This is a genomic window from Salinivibrio sp. HTSP (assembly GCF_003390965.1).
Taxonomy (GTDB): Bacteria; Pseudomonadota; Gammaproteobacteria; order Enterobacterales; family Vibrionaceae; genus Salinivibrio; species Salinivibrio kushneri.
Map to the genome: position 1 here is coordinate 22,691 of NZ_PXUD01000114.1, position 18,243 is coordinate 40,933.

At 50.5% G+C, this 18,243-nt stretch carries 14 protein-coding genes; 5 read left to right on the top strand and 9 right to left on the bottom strand.

The window, feature by feature from the left end; genetic code table 11:
* Nucleotides 1-69: 69 nt before the first annotated feature.
* On the bottom strand, nucleotides 70-726 hold the full coding sequence (gene folE / locus C7A19_RS15135; protein ID WP_069362710.1) for a GTP cyclohydrolase I FolE: 657 nt from the start codon (nucleotides 724-726) through the stop codon (nucleotides 70-72).
* A 569-nt stretch (nucleotides 727-1,295) separates the two neighbouring features.
* Between folE and C7A19_RS15140 the strand changes: the two genes are divergently transcribed.
* Nucleotides 1,296-1,796 (top strand): META domain-containing protein, encoded by a 501-nt coding sequence (locus tag C7A19_RS15140; RefSeq protein ID WP_069362709.1) that lies wholly within the window; start codon nucleotides 1,296-1,298, stop codon nucleotides 1,794-1,796.
* Nucleotides 1,797-1,859: 63 nt separating this feature from the next.
* Here the strand turns inward: C7A19_RS15140 and C7A19_RS15145 are convergent, their stop codons facing one another.
* From C7A19_RS15145 to C7A19_RS15155, 3 genes are all read right to left on the bottom strand, one after another.
* Complete coding sequence (locus C7A19_RS15145; protein WP_116645328.1) at nucleotides 1,860-3,476, bottom strand: diguanylate cyclase; 1,617 nt, start codon at nucleotides 3,474-3,476, stop codon at nucleotides 1,860-1,862.
* Between the two features lie 191 nt (nucleotides 3,477-3,667).
* On the bottom strand, nucleotides 3,668-3,862 hold the full coding sequence (locus C7A19_RS15150; protein ID WP_069362708.1) for a DUF4250 domain-containing protein: 195 nt from the start codon (nucleotides 3,860-3,862) through the stop codon (nucleotides 3,668-3,670).
* Nucleotides 3,863-3,923: 61 nt separating this feature from the next.
* Entirely contained in the window at nucleotides 3,924-4,595 is a 672-nt protein-coding gene (locus C7A19_RS15155) for a hypothetical protein (protein WP_077458939.1), read from the bottom strand.
* A gap of 146 nt (nucleotides 4,596-4,741) precedes the next feature.
* Here C7A19_RS15155 and C7A19_RS15160 point away from each other — a divergent pair, with 146 nt between their 5' ends.
* On the top strand, nucleotides 4,742-6,049 hold the full coding sequence (locus C7A19_RS15160; RefSeq protein ID WP_077658732.1) for a GGDEF domain-containing protein: 1,308 nt from the start codon (nucleotides 4,742-4,744) through the stop codon (nucleotides 6,047-6,049).
* A gap of 117 nt (nucleotides 6,050-6,166) precedes the next feature.
* On the opposite strand, the gene C7A19_RS15165 is transcribed toward C7A19_RS15160, so the two are convergent.
* Nucleotides 6,167-7,384, bottom strand: coding sequence for an MFS transporter (locus C7A19_RS15165; protein ID WP_116645329.1), 1,218 nt, complete (start codon nucleotides 7,382-7,384; stop codon nucleotides 6,167-6,169).
* A 101-nt stretch (nucleotides 7,385-7,485) separates the two neighbouring features.
* Between C7A19_RS15165 and C7A19_RS15170 the strand changes: the two genes are divergently transcribed.
* The gene (locus C7A19_RS15170) at nucleotides 7,486-8,382 is read left to right on the top strand and encodes a LysR family transcriptional regulator (protein WP_116645330.1); all 897 of its coding nucleotides are present in this window, start codon (nucleotides 7,486-7,488) and stop codon (nucleotides 8,380-8,382) included.
* A 143-nt stretch (nucleotides 8,383-8,525) separates the two neighbouring features.
* Nucleotides 8,526-10,679 (top strand): YgiQ family radical SAM protein, encoded by a 2,154-nt coding sequence (locus tag C7A19_RS15175; RefSeq protein WP_077521515.1) that lies wholly within the window; start codon nucleotides 8,526-8,528, stop codon nucleotides 10,677-10,679.
* A 143-nt stretch (nucleotides 10,680-10,822) separates the two neighbouring features.
* Here the strand turns inward: C7A19_RS15175 and C7A19_RS15565 are convergent, their stop codons facing one another.
* The 3 genes from C7A19_RS15565 to C7A19_RS15185 all read right to left on the bottom strand — a co-directional run bounded on the left by C7A19_RS15565 (nucleotide 10,823) and on the right by C7A19_RS15185 (nucleotide 15,727).
* Nucleotides 10,823-10,978: a hypothetical protein gene (locus C7A19_RS15565; RefSeq protein ID WP_155522579.1), complete on the bottom strand. Its 156-nt coding sequence runs from the start codon at nucleotides 10,976-10,978 to the stop codon at nucleotides 10,823-10,825.
* Nucleotides 10,979-11,041: 63 nt separating this feature from the next.
* Complete coding sequence (locus C7A19_RS15180; RefSeq protein ID WP_116645331.1) at nucleotides 11,042-14,140, bottom strand: FAD-binding and (Fe-S)-binding domain-containing protein; 3,099 nt, start codon at nucleotides 14,138-14,140, stop codon at nucleotides 11,042-11,044.
* A gap of 105 nt (nucleotides 14,141-14,245) precedes the next feature.
* Nucleotides 14,246-15,727 (bottom strand): phosphatase PAP2 family protein, encoded by a 1,482-nt coding sequence (locus C7A19_RS15185; RefSeq protein ID WP_116645332.1) that lies wholly within the window; start codon nucleotides 15,725-15,727, stop codon nucleotides 14,246-14,248.
* 47 nt (nucleotides 15,728-15,774) lie between these two features.
* On the opposite strand from C7A19_RS15185, the gene C7A19_RS15190 reads away from it, so the two are divergent.
* A complete protein-coding gene (locus C7A19_RS15190; RefSeq protein WP_116645333.1) occupies nucleotides 15,775-17,397 on the top strand; it encodes a VRR-NUC domain-containing protein in 1,623 nt (540 codons plus the stop codon).
* An 88-nt stretch (nucleotides 17,398-17,485) separates the two neighbouring features.
* Here C7A19_RS15190 and C7A19_RS15195 read toward each other — a convergent pair whose 3' ends face one another.
* Entirely contained in the window at nucleotides 17,486-18,226 is a 741-nt protein-coding gene (locus C7A19_RS15195; RefSeq protein ID WP_116645334.1) for a PilZ domain-containing protein, read from the bottom strand.
* Nucleotides 18,227-18,243: the final 17 nt, after the last annotated feature.

Genomic DNA, 18,243 nt, shown 5'->3' on the forward strand with positions numbered 1-18,243 from the left:
CCACGTTAGCTGTACTAAAAAAGCCCCAATCTGTTTCCAGATCGGGGCTTTTTATCTCTATGTTGGCTGTTATTGAATGCCGTGCAAAAACTCAGCCCGTGTTGCGGCGTTCTTTTTGAACAACCCCCCCAGTGCGGTGGTGGTTGTCTCACTGTTGGCATCCATCACACCGCGAGATTTGACGCAATAATGCGTCGCTTCGATACGTACCGCGACGTCCTCGGTTTCTAGTAATGTTTGCAATGCCACCAATACCTGACGGGTCAGTCGCTCTTGTACTTGTGGCCGTTGAGAGAAGAAACGTACGATCCGGTTGATCTTCGACAGGCCGAGTACCTTATTATTGGGGAGATACGCCACCGTCGCTCGGCCATCAATGGTGACCAAATGGTGCTCACAGGTGCTGGTGACCGAGATGTCTTTGACACGCACCATCTCATCGCAACCCATCTTGTTATCAATCATGGTGACTTTGGGAAATTGCGAATAATCCAAGCCTGAGAAAATCTCATCAACATACATCTTGGCAATGCGAGCCGGTGTCTCGGCCAAGCTATCATCGGTGAGGTCTAAATCGATCGACTGCAGGATTTCACGCATGTGAAACTCAATTTTTTCTTTTCGTTCTTCAGAAGACATCGCGGATTTAGCCGTCATTGGGGTTTCAATACCGCGAGCAATCAACGCTTCCTGAACTTTTTTTGCAGCATCGCTCAATGCCATGATGGATTCCTTTTTGGGTCTGCCTAGCCGTTCTTTTACTTACACACTGTGGCCAGTGTCGGATCAGTGCTGTCACTAAATAGAAGCATAACGTTAATATCTAAAAAATACACCTCGTGGATGCTGTGGTTTTACTGTCTGGCGTCTAAGTGGACAAGTGCGCGGGCGAAATTGTCAAGGAAAGTGAACACATTCGCTAAAAAAGTCATATCATTACCTGTCGCGGATCACCTCTCGATGGTGTCACTTTTTTTCTTATCCCATTCTATCAGTGAAACTCAATTGTCATTTTTTCTTGATAATCTATCCCTATAACTTGCCTCAGTCTTGGGATCGCAGGCGAGCCATAATCAGACAGACAAAAATGTGGCTGTTATGCGCCAGCGATAAAACGAGATTTCAATAATAATAAGACACGCGATGGTATATCTTGCCCCCTCTACCGGGGGCTTTTTTTATCGCCTAGCAAAAAAGACACTGGCTTGACATAAACTCACACTTTTATTGGCATACTTGTTACTAATTTGGCTACGCTTGAATTGAAACCCACTGTTAGTGACTAAGGAGTCATTATGAAAAAACACGTGTTGATGGCAGTCATGCTCGCTGCCGGGGTGACCGCTTGTAGTAACGGTCAGTATGCCGGAGGCGATAATGGCAGCGTGACAAGCTCTGGTGTTGCACAGCAATGGCAACTGACCATGGTCGATCAACAAGCTATCAGTGCGGAAGGAACCCCAACGCTTACCATTAATAAGGATATGGGCGTAAGCGGCTTTAGTGGCTGCAATCGCTATTTTGGTAACGCTGAACTGAAGAGTCATCGCTTTAAAGTGGCGCCAATGGCAAGTACCAAAATGGCTTGCTCATCGAGTGCGATGGAGCTCGAACAAACCATGAGTCAGGTGCTAAGCCAATGGAGTGAGGCAACCATGCGAGGTAACAGTCTCATGCTTAGCAACGAGGCCCATACCTTAGTGTTCACCGCAGTTAATACACAAAAACCAGACGACGATCCCTTGCTCAAAAGCCCGGCCGTTAGCGACCGTTTCAACAAGGGTGAAGAGTACTAACGCCGAGTCAGTGTATAAAAACTTAACAGACGTAAGAGCGGTGCATGTGTACCGCTCTGATTTTTATGGATCAATACTTTTTTTATCCTGAATGGGCGCGCTGATTTCCATCCAGTGCCACCCAGTATCATTATCCGCTTTTGCACGGGTCAAGCCAATTTCCCCATACGCATGTAATCGCGAAGCCGTCATCTCTTTTTGATCGCTCACCGTTACCCCGCCAACAAACACCCTGACACGATCTTCCGGCTCTCCTTCAAACGCCACCTGTAATCGGTTAACGGCCGCGACACATTCTTCCGCCAACCGCTCTGCGCCCTCCGTCCGCGGTAAAATGGCCACAAACTGGCTACCGGTAAACCGACAGACCAGATCACCAGGCCGCTTTAGCATCTCATCCAGTACTTGTGCAATTTGTCGAATCAATTGATCTCCGGCCATTCGGCCATATTGCTTGTTGTAATTAGAAAGATGCTGAACCTCTACCACCATCAGGCTCAGCGACGTATCATCGCGAAGCGCACGTTGTATTTCACGCTCTAGCTCTTGCTCAAACTGGGTACGGTTGTATAGTCCGGTGAGGCCATCACACTTAGTCATTGATTCGAGTCGACTATTGGCTTCTTTCAATGCGTGCGTTTTTTGATCAACTTGTACCTGAACACTGTAGGCGCGAGACTGCAGGCGATAAATCAGGTAGCAAATGAGCAAAAATATGCCACTGCCAATGAGAAACGTCCAAAGCGGCACCCAACTTTGTCTTTCCTGCATATACCTAACGGTCGGGTAGCCAATCAGCTCCCATTCGCGTCCCGCAAAGAAGATAGGGTTCGCGGGCTGTTGCGCGAGTGAATCTTTCATCTGTGCTAATTCTACTCGCTGCGTATGAAGCACTTGGCGATGATTCGGATCGGTGGAATCAATCAAGGTATAATTAATCCCGTCATTAATGACCGTATCTATCGCCAAGTTGACCAAGGTATTGACATCAATCACCGCCACCAGAAAGCCGCGCAAATCTCGCGTGTCTTCCCCACCTAACTGTTCTGGATCTAATAAAATCGGCATGATCAATAAAAAGCCACGCACATTGCCGTAGGCGCGCTCAATAGTGGTCGCTGGCGTGGCGACAGGAACGCCGGTATTAAAACTGGTCTTGAGGGCCTGACGAGTCACCGGCGTGGAGCCAAGATCGAAACCGATCACCGCGGCCTCATTATTCTCACCGGAGGTGAACCTGAGCGGGAAGTACATATCACGCCGTTGCGCGGGTATCAGTTGGTTGTTTTCATCCAACTCGACAATATTAAACTGTGAAGACGTGGCACCTCTTTCTTCCATTCCTTGAACGTAATGGCGGCGCTGGTGGTGCATCACAATGTCCACCCACTCTATCGATTTAAAGCTGGGGTGGCGTGTCAGTACACCGGACGTGAGCGGTTGAAAATTACGCGCATCTAATCGATGCCCCGCGTCAAAATGATTCTTGACGGCATAGAGCAATTCAAGGCCAAGATTCACCTCTCGCGCTAACGCCATTGCGGCGTTGTTCACGTCTTTATGCAGCTCTTTGCGAATCGCCTCTTGCTCTTTTTGATACAACAAGTGAGCGGTTAAGGCTGCAAACCCCACGCCAATCAGTGCGGTTAATACAATTACGCTCCATGCTCGTCGCGGCATCAGGGTCGTCCTTATAGCGTGTATTCCACGTGATAAAACAGAGAGTTCACTGACTCTCTCCCTTAATAAGCGTAGTGGGCAGAACAATAAACGATCAAATTTTTAACAAAACAACGGGGTCTGTCTACGAAGGGATGAAAGAAGAGTTAGAGTGCGACTCACCGTCTATGCAGTGAGCCGCAGGTTAGACGCTATTTAAGCCTTAATTGATTGGTAAGCGGGTCGTACTCACAACCAATATCATCAAACTTATTTTGCAATTGATCGTGGTCGAGATCTAAATGCGCCATCAGTGCTTCTAAGCTATCACACTCAAGACGCAGTCTTTCATTGACAATGCCATAGAAGATAGCACCATCTAATCGGCTGATGTTGTGGATATCCATACCCTCTCCTTGCACTGAAGACCGCACCTTGAGTATAGATCCGAGGCGAAAAAGTGCCTAATTAAGCCATGACGAGTCGCGTCAGACTGATATTCGCCAATAGCATAAATCCAAAGCCCACGCTCACGCGCCAAAACACAGGCGATGTTTGCTTCAGTAGGTGCCAAATCTGTGCCGCCACCCCGAGCAAACCTAGGCCGGCACCCGCCATGATGGCGTTGATGTCAGTTGTTGCCGATGGGCTGAGTGCAGACAACAGCGCGGCCAATACCATCACCCCCATAAAGGCCACTACACTGATTAGAGGGAGCAAACGATCAAAAGCTTGCAGTCGCGAGCGCGCACGCACTAACAAACTGTGGCCAAGGCTCGCCCCGAGAATCACCAATTGCAAGGCTCCCATCATTAACATTCCGCCACCGTGCGCGGCGAGTATGACAATCCATGCAACAAAACCCAATAAATTTGCGACATGAAGCAAAGGAATGGGACCGGAGTGACGCGTTTTACCTGTTTTTGATCGAAACGCAAAAATCCCTAACAACAAAAAGGGTAAACTGGCGAACAACGTAAATGGAACTAATATCAACCACGCAAAAACAGGCACCCAGAAAGCGTGATGGAACCGACCCCGTTGGCCTGGGCATATTTCCCCTTTTAATAACGCCAGCGAGAGCACCAGCTGTGCCCCTAGAACTGCCGAGGCAACCGCAGGAGCGAGTAACGTATACATAATGAAGAGCACCTTACGTATCTCAATAAAAAATGGTCAATTATTCGTTTTATTGCATTAAAAAGTTGGCTAGATCACATTGAATGCAAGAAACACAGTCAAAATAAACAACAAACTGGCATGTTTACACGCTTATACCAACCTTTATGACAGAAAAAAATAACATGACCGCGCAGCATGATAGTACCAAAGCGGCGGACGCAACTGGAACCTTTGCACAGGCGGGAATCACAATGGGTGCAATGATGAGTGAAACCTTAGGCCATATTGTCTACAAGCTGCAAATATCATTCCTTGAACTGTGGAGTGCTAAAAAGCACGCAAACAGCTTTAATAATACACGCAGCACTTATCTGCGCAGCCGGTTGTGCGTGTTGTGTTACGTATGGGCCGCCCTGACCATTGCGTGGTCACCCGCTGATTTTTTATTTCTCGCTGACAAAATGGCCGCGGCGCAGCTCTCGCTGCAACGCCTTTTGTTAGCGGGTATGCTGATTACCATTGGTTACGCGGTCAATCGCGCTAATAATCTCAAATCAGCAAAACTTGGCTTGATCGCCATGGTACTCGCTACCAACGCCTTTTATTTTTCTGCCAGCCACACTTTAGGCTTTCCCACTGACAACGCGGCATTCTCTTACAGCTACACCTTGCTGCCCATTATTCAGATTGTCATGCTGACCATCTTCCCGCTCACAATGCGGGAAAGCCTACTCTTGATGTCGATTACCCTGATTTGCCACTTATGGGTTGATTCGTTCAGTGCCACCATGACCAGTCCAGATAATATTGCTTCGTATTGGCTACAAACCGTTATTGCCTTCATGGTGGTATGGTCACAGCTTTCTCAACTCCACATGATTTTGCGCCTATACCGGCAAGCGACGCTCGACCCGTTAACAGGCATTTATAATCGCCGGATGCTATTACAGCTGGCTATGCGCGCGCTGGCCGTGAGTGAAGAAAGGCACTCGCCATTCTCCGTCTTACTGCTCGATTTAGATAAGTTCAAGCGGATTAATGACAAGTGGGGGCACTACGCGGGCGATGTGGTATTGCAATCATTTACCCGCACCGTACAGGAGCGTTTGAGAAAGGCCGATATTTTCGGTCGATTCGGTGGCGAGGAATTTATTGTCTTCCTACCTAAATGTAATGGTGAGGTCACCGCGCAAATCGCCGAACGTTTGCTGGGGGAAATTCGAGAAATGGATGTCTATATTGATGAAAGCCATACCCCGTTGAAAGTCACCGCGTCTATAGGCCTCTCCACGCTGCAACCGGGCGACACGCTTTCATCCTTGATAGAGCGCGCCGACAGTGCTCTCTACCAAGCAAAAGCCGAAGGGAGAGACTGTATACGTACCTATCAGCCAGGCAAACAAACGGGGTTTGACGCCAGAAACTCTGTCAGCCGTGACAATATCGACATGCCGACCGAGACATCGCTGTAGCGAAGCAATCGGTCGCAAAGGAGCCAATATTGGCTGCCAAGAGGCAACGCAGTTATCGCAATCCGCTCTCTGAGAACGGCGTCGGTTGACGCCCTGTTCGCTGCATCGAGTTAAAGCTCAGGGTGCCACAACGTGCGCGTGGCGCTGGCTTTCTCGACGACGGCGCATAACACGGGAAAGGCCAAATACCAGTCCCAATAAAACCGTGATAAGCACTAAGGCCGCAATCACCACACCTGGCCACGCATAGTGTTGCCAAGCCGCGATGAGATAAAACCCACCAAGGCTGCCACCAACATAATAATGCACTAAATACAAAGCCGTTGCCGTTGCTTTACCCTGCGCGGCTTGGCGACTGACCCACCCATAAGCGAGTGAGTGAGTAAAGAACGCGCCACCACTCACAATCAATAGCCCCACCACCATCCAAAGCACCTGACTGCTCAAGGTCACTAACACCCCCAGCATAGCGACACAAGTACCAAAAGCCATGCCTTTGATGGCGTCGAAGTGCAGCACCCAACGCCCACTCAAACGCGATGTCACTGTACCGGCGAGGTAACAAACAAACACTGAAGACACGAGACTGACGGGTAACTGGTAAGGCGCAGCCACTAAACGAAACGCTATCACAGAAAACAAATTCACGAATAACGCAAAGTTCACCCCACCTATCAGCATCGCCAGCCACAACTTGGGTGTGCGAAGATGCGTGAGCACCCCGCGAGAATGGACAAGTAAAGAGGTATTACCAGGCGAAAAATAACGCTGACGCGGTAAAAGTTTACTCACGATGGCCACGCCTACCAAGGAGAAAACGGTCATCGCCATCACCGCGCCATGCCATCCCCACCAATCTGTCATCATCCCACCGAACACTCGACCCGAGATCCCGCCTAGAGAGTTCGCACTGATATAGCTGCCCACGGCAATCGCGAGCGCCTCCGGTGAGAACTCTTCCGCCATATACGCCACGGCGACCGCGGCAAACCCACCCAGGGCAATACCAATCAACGCGCGTAAACCGACGATGATCCAAAAAGAAGAACTGGTGGCTATAATAAGGCCAATCACAGGAAGCATCCAAAGGCTCACCAGCATCACGGGGCGCCGACCGACTCGCTCCGACAGCACGGCCCAAGGCACCAGTGAAAAAGAAAGGCCCAACGTGGTAGCCGCAAGTAGCCAATTCGCCCGTGTTTCGCTGATCCCATCAGTCGCGGCAAAGACAGGTAGCATAGGTTGAAACAGATAAAGATTACAAAAAATCAAAAAGGAGCCGAATGCGAGTGCAAACGCGGTCAATCGATAACGTGGTGAGCCAAGCTCTATCATGAAAACCTCACCGTCAGGCTAAGATGTGATCATGCTAACAACGGCCCTATGATTAATAAAATATATTAAATATATCTTCTCTATATATTTTATTTATGATTATGGACATCAAACAGCTCCGCCACGTGATTGCTATCGCTGAGACTAAAAGCTTTACTCTCGCCGCCCAGCGTCTGCATATCGCGCAACCTGCGCTCAGCATTGCGATCAAAAAGCTTGAGAATCAACTGGGTATGCCGATTTTTATTCGCAATGAAAAGCACATTCAACTGACGCAAGAAGGGCAAGTATTACTCCAGCACGCCTATCGCGTCGTACAACAAATGCAAGATGCGGCCACAGCCATGGATGAGCTGAAAGGATTGCAAAAAGGCGAGGTGCGTATCGGTGTGCCGGGTATGCTGGGATCGTATTTTTTTCCTGAGTTGCTGATGGGATTTCGCCGTCGTTATCCCACGCTAAAGCTCACGGTGGTAGAGGCTGGCACTCACTCTCTGCGGCAAATGCTGCTCGACGGTGAGTTGGATCTCGCCGTGATCAATGATAGAGAGGTGCCCGATTCGTTAGACACCACGCATTTGATCTCCTCGCAGATGGTTGCTGTTGTCGCGACCGATCATCCGCTCGCCACGCATTCTACCCTCGACTATCACACCTTTTTCGCCCATGAGCTAATTATGTTCCGTCCTGGGTACTTCCACCGTGATTATCTCGATCAAGTCTGCGATACCCATGCGATGACCCCCAAACTGTCATTAGAAACCAATTTGCTGGCGATGATTTTGAATATCGTCCGTCATGGATTTGCGATCAGCGCACTGCTCGATATGGTTACTGAACACGAAAGCGGGATTGTCGGGATACCATTCACACAGCCGATCAAGCTCGATATTTCCATTGCTTGGCGTAAAGAGGGTTACTTATCCCTCGCCGATCGTGCCTTTATCGATTATGTGCAACAACACAACCCGTCCTCCCAGCCTTCTATGACATCCTGAGTCACCTCCCCAGATTTATCCCTATACTCGGTGCAGGATTGTCGCTAAAATCGCTGGCTAATTTATCGCCCGCCCTGGCGCACGATGCGCGTATCGATGGAGCGCACATCCTCATTGCAATGGGCTGACCAAGAGACCATAACGTGACACCGACTGCTATATACGATTACACCCCTTACTGGGCGGCTTGCTTTGGCCCTGCGCCTTTTTTGCCCACCAGCCGTGAAGAGATGGATATCCTAGGTTGGGATAGCTGCGATATCATCATCGTGACCGGTGATGCCTATGTCGATCATCCTAGCTTTGGCATGGCGGTGATTGGCCGCACATTGGAAGCACAAGGGTTTCGTGTTGGCATCATCTCGCAGCCTAACTGGCACAATAAAGATGATTTTATGGCATTAGGCGAACCAAACCTATTCTTTGGTGTAACCGCCGGCAATATGGACTCGATGATCAACCGTTACACCGCAGACCGAAAGCTGCGCCATGATGATGCCTACACGCCTAATAACGAGGGCGGGAAACGCCCTGATCGCGCGGTTTTAGTCTATTCTCAGCGCTGCCGAGAGGCCTATAAGCAGACGCCGATTGTGCTAGGCGGCATAGAAGCCAGCTTGCGCCGTTTAGCACACTACGACTATTGGTCAGACAAAGTCCGTCGCTCAGTGTTATGTGACGCCAAAGCTGACATATTGCTATTTGGCAACGCCGAGCGCGCCTTAATAGAAGTGGCGCATCGTTTATCTCGCGGTGACACCTTAGCCGCTATGACTCGCATCGCTGGCACCGCAGTGATGATGAAAACACCGCCCGAAGGCATGGCAGAAGTCGATTCCACCCGCATTGATAAACCGGGAAAGAGCATGACCATGCCTAACCCCTACGCAACAGAAACCCAGTGCGAGACCAGCAAAAAAGCAGAGCCAGACGCGGCGAAACCCATTACTATCCGTCCGTCTCGACACGATGCTAAAAACACCTTTGTTCGCCTGCCCTCGTTTGAAAAACTCAAGAACGATCGGATTTTGTACGCGCATGCTAGCCGAGTGATGCACTTAGAAGCTAACCCCTATTCTGCGCGCGCCTTGGTGCAGCAACATGGCGATCAACTGCTTTGGATTAATCCACCACCGGTGCCCCTCACCACCGAAGAAATGGACTATGTGTTTGGGTTGCCCTATGCACGTGTGCCTCACCCAAAGTACGGCAACGCCAAGATCCCCGCCTACGATATGATTAAAACCTCGGTGAACATTATGCGTGGCTGTTTTGGCGGCTGTTCATTTTGTTCGATTACCGAGCACGAAGGACGGATCATTCAAAACCGCTCACAAGCGTCGATCATTGAAGAACTCAATGATATCCGCGATAAAGTGCCTGGTTTTACTGGCACCATTTCAGACTTGGGTGGCCCAACCGCTAACATGTATCGACTCGGCTGCGCCGATCCTAAAGCGGAGCGTAACTGTCGTCGCCCCTCGTGTGTATTTCCAAAGATTTGCGACAAGCTCAATACCGATCACCGTCATACCATTGATCTCTATCGCAAAGCACGTCAGGTGGAGGGTATCAAAAAAGTCTTGATTGCCTCGGGAGTGCGGTATGACCTGGCGATTGAGTCGCCAGAATATGTCAAAGAATTGGTGACTCACCATGTCGGTGGTTATTTGAAAATCGCCCCTGAGCATACCGAAAAGAACACGCTGGACTTGATGATGAAGCCCGGCATGGGCGCGTATGATCGCTTCAAAGCACTATTCGAAAAATACAGTAAAGAAGCGGGCAAAAAGCAGTATTTGATCCCCTACTTCATTGCCGCGCACCCTGGCTGTACAGATGAAGATATGGTGCATTTGGCATGCTGGCTAAAAGAGAATGAGTTTGAGTGCGACCAAGTGCAAAACTTTTACCCATCACCTATGTGTAATGCCACCGCCATGTATCACTCGGAAACCAATCCACTGAAGCGGGTGCGTTACAAAAAACGCGAAGCACTGACAGTGGCAAAAGGCGAGCGCCAGCGACGCTTACACAAGGCACTACTGCGTTACCACGATCCCGCCAACTGGCCACTGATCCGTGAAGCCTTGGTACGTATGGGTAAACAGCATTTGATTGGTAACGGACCAAAGTGCCTGATCCCGAGAGAAGATGCCCCCGAAAAAACAGGCCGGCAGCGTCGCTCAGGCCGCCATGGCACCCAACGTTTTGCCACTAAACATCCCAAGCAACCCGATATACGTCGGCCAAATCACAAAGGGCCAGGTAATAAGCAGCGTGGAAAACGCGCATAAGCACCGTCTTTAAAAGGATGAAATAAAAACGCCCGTCGTGATACACCTCATTACGGGCCTCTCACTACGAGCGTTTCATTCCGAACGTTGCGTGTTTTTAGTATCGTCGGCGTCACGCTATCCAGCTAATGACGCCACCAACACTAACGAAAAAGCTCTACACCAATCACAACCAACGCCAGCACACCAGCGATGGCGCCGACCACCCACGCAATTTTCTTTTGCGTCCCCTCGTCCAAGTACTGGGCCGCCGTAATCCCGAGTAAAACCAGCAAGATGATAACAACCGTTTTAAGCATTTGTTTTACCTTAGCTTTCAGCTCTTTATTTTACTGTATGACAAAGCCACCCAGATGCAAGCTTTATAGTGATACGTTATCGACACGCGCACGATCAATTCGCGTACATGCTAGCCGCAACAAGATTTGCAAAGGGTGTTGCAACTGCGTCTCACTGAACCGCTTTACTTGGCTGCGGCACGAGTAACCGGTTGCGAGCACTCTCTCGCTAGGTAGGTTTGCCAACTGTGGCGACCAACTTAAATCATAGATCGCGGCTGACGTCTCGCGTTTGTCTGCTTCATGGCCATAAGTGCCCGCCATACCACAGCAACCGACAGAAATCGGTTTAAGCTCTGCCCCAAAATGGGCAAATAAAGCCACCCATTGTTGCTCAGCATGAGGTAACTGTGTTTTCTCTGTGCAGTGGCCAAACAGATACCAGGGGTCGGCATCACTGCTCGTCACAACCGGCATATTAGGCACAACACTGGTCAGCCACTCATGGCTCAACATCACATTAAAGTTACCCCGGTGCTTACCTAACGCTTCTTGATACTCATCGCGATAACAAAGCACCAGCGCTGGATCGACGCCCACCATGGGAATATTTAACGCCGCCAGCTGATTCAAAAAGCCAGCGGTGTTACGCGCCGTCTGTGCGAAGCGGCGAAGAAACCCTTTTACATGCTGCGCTTTCCCATTAGGTTTGAACGGCACCAACATGGGCACCTTACCCAACTGCCGCGCCAGTTTGATCAAATCGTGAATCAGAGGCGCTTCATAAAAGCTGGTAAATGGGTCTTGTACAATCAATACATAGTTTTCACGCTCTTGCGCAGATAACGCCTGCAACCAGGATAAATCAAACTTCAGCGCATGATCGCCCGCCAGTGACTGAGCCAGCGTCGGCACCGACAACGCCGGTGTGTCTGTGTAGCCAATCAACTTCGCAGTGAGCCCTTGGGCCCATTGAGGCTGAGTCGCCGCATTCACCCATTTTGGGGCTTTGGCCATCAATGGTAGCAAGGTTTCAATGTTCGCCACTAAGTGGTCTTTCATCGGGCGCGGATAGCGGCTGTAATAGAGCTGCATAAAGCGCGAGCGAAAACTCGGCACATCCACTTTGATCGGGCACTGACTGGCACAAGCTTTACACGCCAAGCAACCGCTCATGGCTTCCATGACCTCATGGCTAAAATCATCTGCTTCTTTACGGCGAGTAAAATAGCGCCCGAATTTGGCCATCACCTCACGGACTGAGGGTGACTGGGTCATCAATGCCTGTTCAACCGCCAACGGGTCGACACCCTGCTCAGACAGTAAACGCAACCATTCTCGCACAATTCCAGCGCGGCCTTTTGGCGAATGACGACGGTCATAACTGACCTTCATAGAAGGACACATGGGTGAGGCGGTGTCATAGTTAAAGCACAGCCCGTTGCCATTACACTCCATTGCCCCTTTAAAGCTATCACGCACTTCTACCGGAATTTGGCGGTCATAAAAGCTACGCTTAGTGTCATCAACCTTCACCAGTGAATCCTGGCTGTTAATCGGTGTGCAGATTTTTCCTGGATTCATCCGATTTTGCGGATCAAATGCCGCTTTAATATGGCGAAGCTGCGCAAACAAGGTCTCACCAAAAAACTCGGGGCCGTATTCCGAACGATACCCTTTGCCATGCTCACCCCACATCAAGCCACCATATTTGGCGACCAAGGCGACCACTTGGTCAGAGAGGGTTTTCATCACTCGTTCTTGGTCAGGATCACACAAATCCAGAGCTGGACGCACATGTAGTACCCCCGCATCGACATGACCGAACATGCCATAGTGCAAATGATGGCTGTCGAGCAATGCGCGGAACTCACTGATAAAATCAGCCAGGTTTTCGGGCGGCACACAGGTATCTTCGGCAAAGGCGACAGGTTTGGCTTTGCCTTTCGTGGCGCCAAGCAGCCCGACCGCTTTTTTACGCATCGCATAGATTTTGTTGATTGATGCGAGATCCCGACAAATCTGATAACCAATCACACCTTGTTGCTTTTGTGCTATCAGGCTATCCAATTGCTGGCACAATGCCGAAATCTGTTGTTCGATCTCACCAGCCTCGTTCCCGGCAAACTCCACCATATTAATGCCGTGCATGGTTTTGCCGGGCACGTCTTGCAGCAGATCACTCACCGTATGCCAAACAATGTCGTTTCTTGCGAGATCAAGCACCTTGGCATCAATGGTTTCAACCGATAGCGCGTTCGCCTCAACCATCGTCGGCGCATTACGCAGTGCCGAATCAAAACTGTCGTATTTAATATTTACCAAGGTACGCACGGTCGGGATCGGCGTGATGTTGAGCTTAGCTTCGGCAATAAACGCTAAAGAGCCTTCAGCGCCACATAGCACACGGCCAATGTCGAAGGCAGTGAGTGTGTCATCATAAACATGTTTAAGGTCATAGCCGGTTAAAAAACGATTCAACGGCGGGAAGGTGTCGGTAATCAGATCACGATGCTCACGACAGACTGAGGACACCGTTTGCAGCGCCCGGCCACTAAGATCATCGCGCGACATCGCTTGCTGAAGCTGATCCGCATTGAGAGGCTGCGTATCGAGGACGCTACCATCCACGAGCACCGCTTTTAAACCCAGCACATGATCGGAGGTCTTGCCGTAACGTAGCGAGCCTTGGCCCGAAGCATCGGTGTTGATCATCCCGCCAATGGTGGCGCGATTACTGGTTGATAAGTCAGGTGAGAAAAAGTATCCATACGGGCGCAATACATCATTGAGCTGATCTTTAATAACGCCTGCTTGAACGCGCACCCAGCCTTGCTCAGGGTTCACTTCCAGCACCTGGTTCATATGACGAGACACGTCCACCACCACATGCTTGGTCAACGACTGACCGTTGGTGCCGGTACCGCCCCCACGAGGAGAAAACTTAATCTCACTAAATGCTGGGGCTTGGACGGTCTGACCAATAAGCTGAAGATCATCAACCGAGGCGGGGAAGAGGACGGCTTGCGGTAAGGCTTGATAAACACTGTTATCAGTGGCCACCGCAAGGCGGCTCGCATAGGTCGATTCAATATCGCCTTGAAAACCTGCTGTTTGTAAAGCAGTGATTAAATCAACGACGGCGGACGACAGGCCCGCCTCTGGATGGATTGCCGGTATCATTGCTGTTCCTGTGCGCTATCTCACCATGCCTGGTGCAATTTTTGTTGTGATGTCACTTTACCTTAACTCTTGGCACAGCCAAAGCGATCACCTAGCAAATCCTTGTCACCACTCGCGCCAACCCAACCGCTTACCCGACCATTTAGCAAGCTCTGGGCTGGCAATCAGTACCCAAGGGCCCAAACTCCATGCCGCCATTGACACGACAATAAGCACAATCCAGCTTAAGCCTGTCAGCTGTGCCACTCCCCAAGCTGCGCCAACAATGGCGGCGATACCGAAAAAGATCCACGCCAGCGTTAACAGTTTGCCATTGAGCCGGCTGGCCGGTTTATGACTAGGAAAGAGCTTATGCCAAACCTGACCGGTATAGACACCCGCCGCCAACGCTGACAGATAAACCATATTGGGGATCTTTAATGCCAGTGCCAGCAACGCCATGATGAGACACGCTAAGAACCAGATTCTGCCGGTGGTCAGCACGGGGCGTTCATTCCCCACCGTTACCGCATCAAGCTTGATAGTCGCCCAGGCGACACTGCTCCCGACCAGGGCCCCAATCACCACATCACTGGCAAAATGCACCCCGAGATACATGCGGTTCAGCCCCATAAGCACTATCACCACCAGTGTCATCGCCAGCGCACCAAAAGCAGGCGGGTGTGTGACTCGGCGCTTTAGATACCAAGCGGTCATCACAGCGGCCGCGAGTAACGTGTGGCCGCTAGGTACCGTAAAGCCGCTTGCTTGGCCTATTTGCAAGTCAGGCCATAGGTAAAACGGCCGTGGCATGGCAAAGCCACTTTTTAGAGTGGTAGACACAGCCGCTGCGCTGATTAGCAAAAAAAGCAGCGACAGTGCCGATTTATGGCCGCGAAAAACAAGAAACAACGGCACTAGGGCAATATAAAAGGCGATCTCTCCTAACGTATTGACCAGTTTGAATACGGCGGTGACGGTTGCATTCCCCGCGTCACCCAGTTTTTGTACGGTGTTTTGTACGCCTGAGACCAATCCATATTGACTGACATAAAACACAGGTGCCAAGGCACTAAAGTCGGCCAAGGCACTGACATCACTGCTCGGGGTTTTCGCCGCTAGCGACCACAAGTGATCGCGACGATCATTAAACCGATAGCGATAGTCTTGCGCATGGGCGCGCGGTACCAGCCGTGCTTGCTCAATTTCAGAGGCAAAATGGGGGGCGCGCCACGCCGGCAAAAGCCCCACCCCCTCAGCGGTGGAGACAACAGGCAACGGCGCCTGGCTTTGGCAGGCAAACAAGACGCAGCGCGCATCCTGATGATACACATCACCGACCGTTACCCGAATCGCTGTTTCTTCGAACACTTCACGGGCGAGCGCTCTGCTCGGTGATTCGGCCAAGTTAACCCGGCCACCAGGCAAACCATACCGTCCAGTTACTGTGTCTTTGACTAGCAAGAGCCGTCCAGCAGGATCCGAGATAATGCAAGCGACCCCAGCGATCCCTTGCTCGTTAGAGAACGTCGTTTCATTGTCAGCCAAGGCATCGCTCGACACTAACCCGCTAAAGACTGACAATAGTACAGCGATAATCCGTTTCATGCGGCGGCTCCTGAATGCACGTGTCCTGATGAAAGAAAAGGAAAAGAATGACACAGCCCGATCCTCTTAGCCCCTATTATTACCATCATAACTTTCAAAACTTGATGGATTTAGTCTGCGAACGTGACTGGGATCTGCTCACAAGCAACGAGCGCCATTGGCTAACGACCTTTCAACAGCTTAGCTTCAAAGCACAGTGTCTGCTGGTGCGTTTACTGATGCGCCGTCACGACTGGTTTTTAGCCGATTCGCTACATTACCATGAGCTGGGTGAGACACCGCCGTTACTCGACACCCTGGCTGAGCATCAGTTTATTCGTTTTACCTATACAGCCCCGTCAGAGGTGTTATTTAAATTACTCACTAAAGCACAACTGATTGAAGCCTTTCCAGATACAGAACTCCCTAAGAGTGCGTCTAAAAGCCAGTGGCAGCAGGCGATAGAAGCGACCTATGGCAACACGCTCGACAGCCCTTATACGTTGGTGGTTTGTCACCAGCCAAACATCTTACCGGTATTAAGCCTGCTGTATTTTGGCAATTCGCGCCAGGATTTGAGCCAGTTCGTGGTGGCGGAGCTGGGTATCCAACACTTTGAGCCCTATCCCATTCGGCAAGCCGATCGCTTATTTAACGACCGAGCTCAGATTGATGATTGGCTTCACTTATCCGGGTTAAACGAAACCGCATGGCAAGCACGCAAAAACAAGCAACCTAAAGACGTCTTGGCGTTAGCCCCCTGGTTGCCAGCCCCTTTTGACTGGGCACCGCTCGAGCGCAAGCGGCAGCGCTTGGTGAATCGTATTGCCCGCGAATTTGAGCGCCAAGATGATTTATCGAGCGCCTTGTCGCTGTATCAAACCACCACTCAGCCACCCAGCCAAGAACGACGTGCACGTATCTTGATAAAGCAAGGTGACATTAAAGCGGCCGCAACCATCATCGCCACCATGCTCCAAGCCCCACACGATGAGGAAGAGCTTGACGTCGCTTATCGCTTAGCGAAACAAAAACCGGTTCGTGTACTCGGCAGCTTAGTCCCCTCAACGCATGCTAAACCGGCTTCATTACCCACCGAGACGTTAGCTTTACCGCTGAATCAGCGCGTCGAAAAGGAGGTGGCCGATTATTATCGTCAGCAAGGCTGGCAGGTATGGTTTAGCGAAAACAGCTTGCTTAACGCACTGTTTGGGCTGTTTTTTTGGGATATCTTATTTTTGCCTGTCCGCGGTGCCTTTCTCAACCCGTTTCAACGTGGGCCGCGTGATCTTTATAGCGACGACTTTGTCGCTAAACGGCAGACACAAATCGATCAGCGCCTCGCTGAGATTGACCAAGCACGAGAATGGGTGGCGCAACACTATCAGCAAAAGCACGGCACCACTAACGAGTGGGTCAATTGGTCGGCCATAGAGTGGCCACTGCTTGAGGCTGCATTGACCAACCTAAACCAAGCACAGCTTCGCGCCTGTTTTCAACGCATCTTGTTCGACCGCCGCCATAACCGCCGCGGCCATCCAGACTTGTTCATGTGCCGAGGTACGTCATACCAATGGGTGGAGGTGAAGGGGCCAGGCGATACACTGCAGCCCCACCAAACACGCTGGCTACAGTTTTTTCAACAGTATGCGATCCCAGCGAAGGTGGCGTATATCACGCCGGATGAGTGATGCACCCAGGGGCACCCTACATGGGATAGGCCTATCACTGGCTCTCATCCTCTGACGCGACATGCCTCAAGCCCCTAACGTGACCTTGTCATTCACTCGCTTCAGCATTGGGGTTAAAAATGTAATGAGAGCCATCGTAAACCAGCCGTTTGATCAACGCCTCGCAGTGTTTGAGACCGCTGCGGTCAAACGACACGCCATAGCGCTGCATGCCCCATTTTTGTTGCCGGTTCTCTATTTGCCCACTTAAGATAAAACACTCGTCACTGTCTGGTGCTTGGATTTGAATCACCATTTGGTGGTGTTTTTCAAACACGGGCGCAATAGCATCAAAACTAAACCCACAGCCACCTGCAGAAATATCGGTAAGGTTGACGGGCAAACGACGATGATCGAGCGGGATTTCCCCTTTGACGTTTAACTCATAACGATTGTCTTTGCGCTGTTGTATCAGCTTGGCTTGTTGCGGTAACTCGACCATGACCAAATTGATTGGCGTTTTGAGCACGGTTGAGATCTTAGAGGCAAACCTCACTTTAGCCCCCTCGCCCTCATCAGATACTGCATCAACCGCCAAGCGATAACCTTCAATAAAAAACTGATTAACCTGATTAAGGTTTTCTGTCGGTAGCGAAAAGAATAAGCGCTTTTCACCATCAAAACCGATAAAGGTACATTCACACCGGTACGTTTGTCCCACTGGGGTCTTTATTTGTACTTGCGTCGTGGTGCCATGCTTCATAAATGCCACGGCACGTAACCCTATGACGGTCTCTTCTCTCACCGTTTTGTATTTTTTGGCCTTAAGTTCAGGCAAGGACTGCATCATCGTTCGCTTTTATTGTG

Excerpts from the sequence above, each read along its gene's own strand:
- C7A19_RS15140 (WP_069362709.1), top strand. The coding sequence starts at position 1,296 with ATGAAAAAACACGTGTTGATGGCAGTCATGCTCGCTGCCGGGGTGACC.
- C7A19_RS15145 (WP_116645328.1), bottom strand. The coding sequence starts at position 3,476 with ATGCCGCGACGAGCATGGAGCGTAATTGTATTAACCGCACTGATTGGC.
- C7A19_RS15150 (WP_069362708.1), bottom strand. The coding sequence starts at position 3,862 with ATGGATATCCACAACATCAGCCGATTAGATGGTGCTATCTTCTATGGC.
- C7A19_RS15155 (WP_077458939.1), bottom strand. The coding sequence starts at position 4,595 with ATGTATACGTTACTCGCTCCTGCGGTTGCCTCGGCAGTTCTAGGGGCA.
- C7A19_RS15160 (WP_077658732.1), top strand. The coding sequence starts at position 4,742 with ATGACAGAAAAAAATAACATGACCGCGCAGCATGATAGTACCAAAGCG.
- C7A19_RS15165 (WP_116645329.1), bottom strand. The coding sequence starts at position 7,384 with ATGATAGAGCTTGGCTCACCACGTTATCGATTGACCGCGTTTGCACTC.
- C7A19_RS15170 (WP_116645330.1), top strand. The coding sequence starts at position 7,486 with ATGGACATCAAACAGCTCCGCCACGTGATTGCTATCGCTGAGACTAAA.
- C7A19_RS15565 (WP_155522579.1), bottom strand. The coding sequence starts at position 10,978 with ATGCTTAAAACGGTTGTTATCATCTTGCTGGTTTTACTCGGGATTACG.
- C7A19_RS15180 (WP_116645331.1), bottom strand. The coding sequence starts at position 14,140 with ATGATACCGGCAATCCATCCAGAGGCGGGCCTGTCGTCCGCCGTCGTT.
- C7A19_RS15185 (WP_116645332.1), bottom strand. The coding sequence starts at position 15,727 with ATGAAACGGATTATCGCTGTACTATTGTCAGTCTTTAGCGGGTTAGTG.
- C7A19_RS15190 (WP_116645333.1), top strand. The coding sequence starts at position 15,775 with ATGACACAGCCCGATCCTCTTAGCCCCTATTATTACCATCATAACTTT.
- C7A19_RS15195 (WP_116645334.1), bottom strand. The coding sequence starts at position 18,226 with ATGATGCAGTCCTTGCCTGAACTTAAGGCCAAAAAATACAAAACGGTG.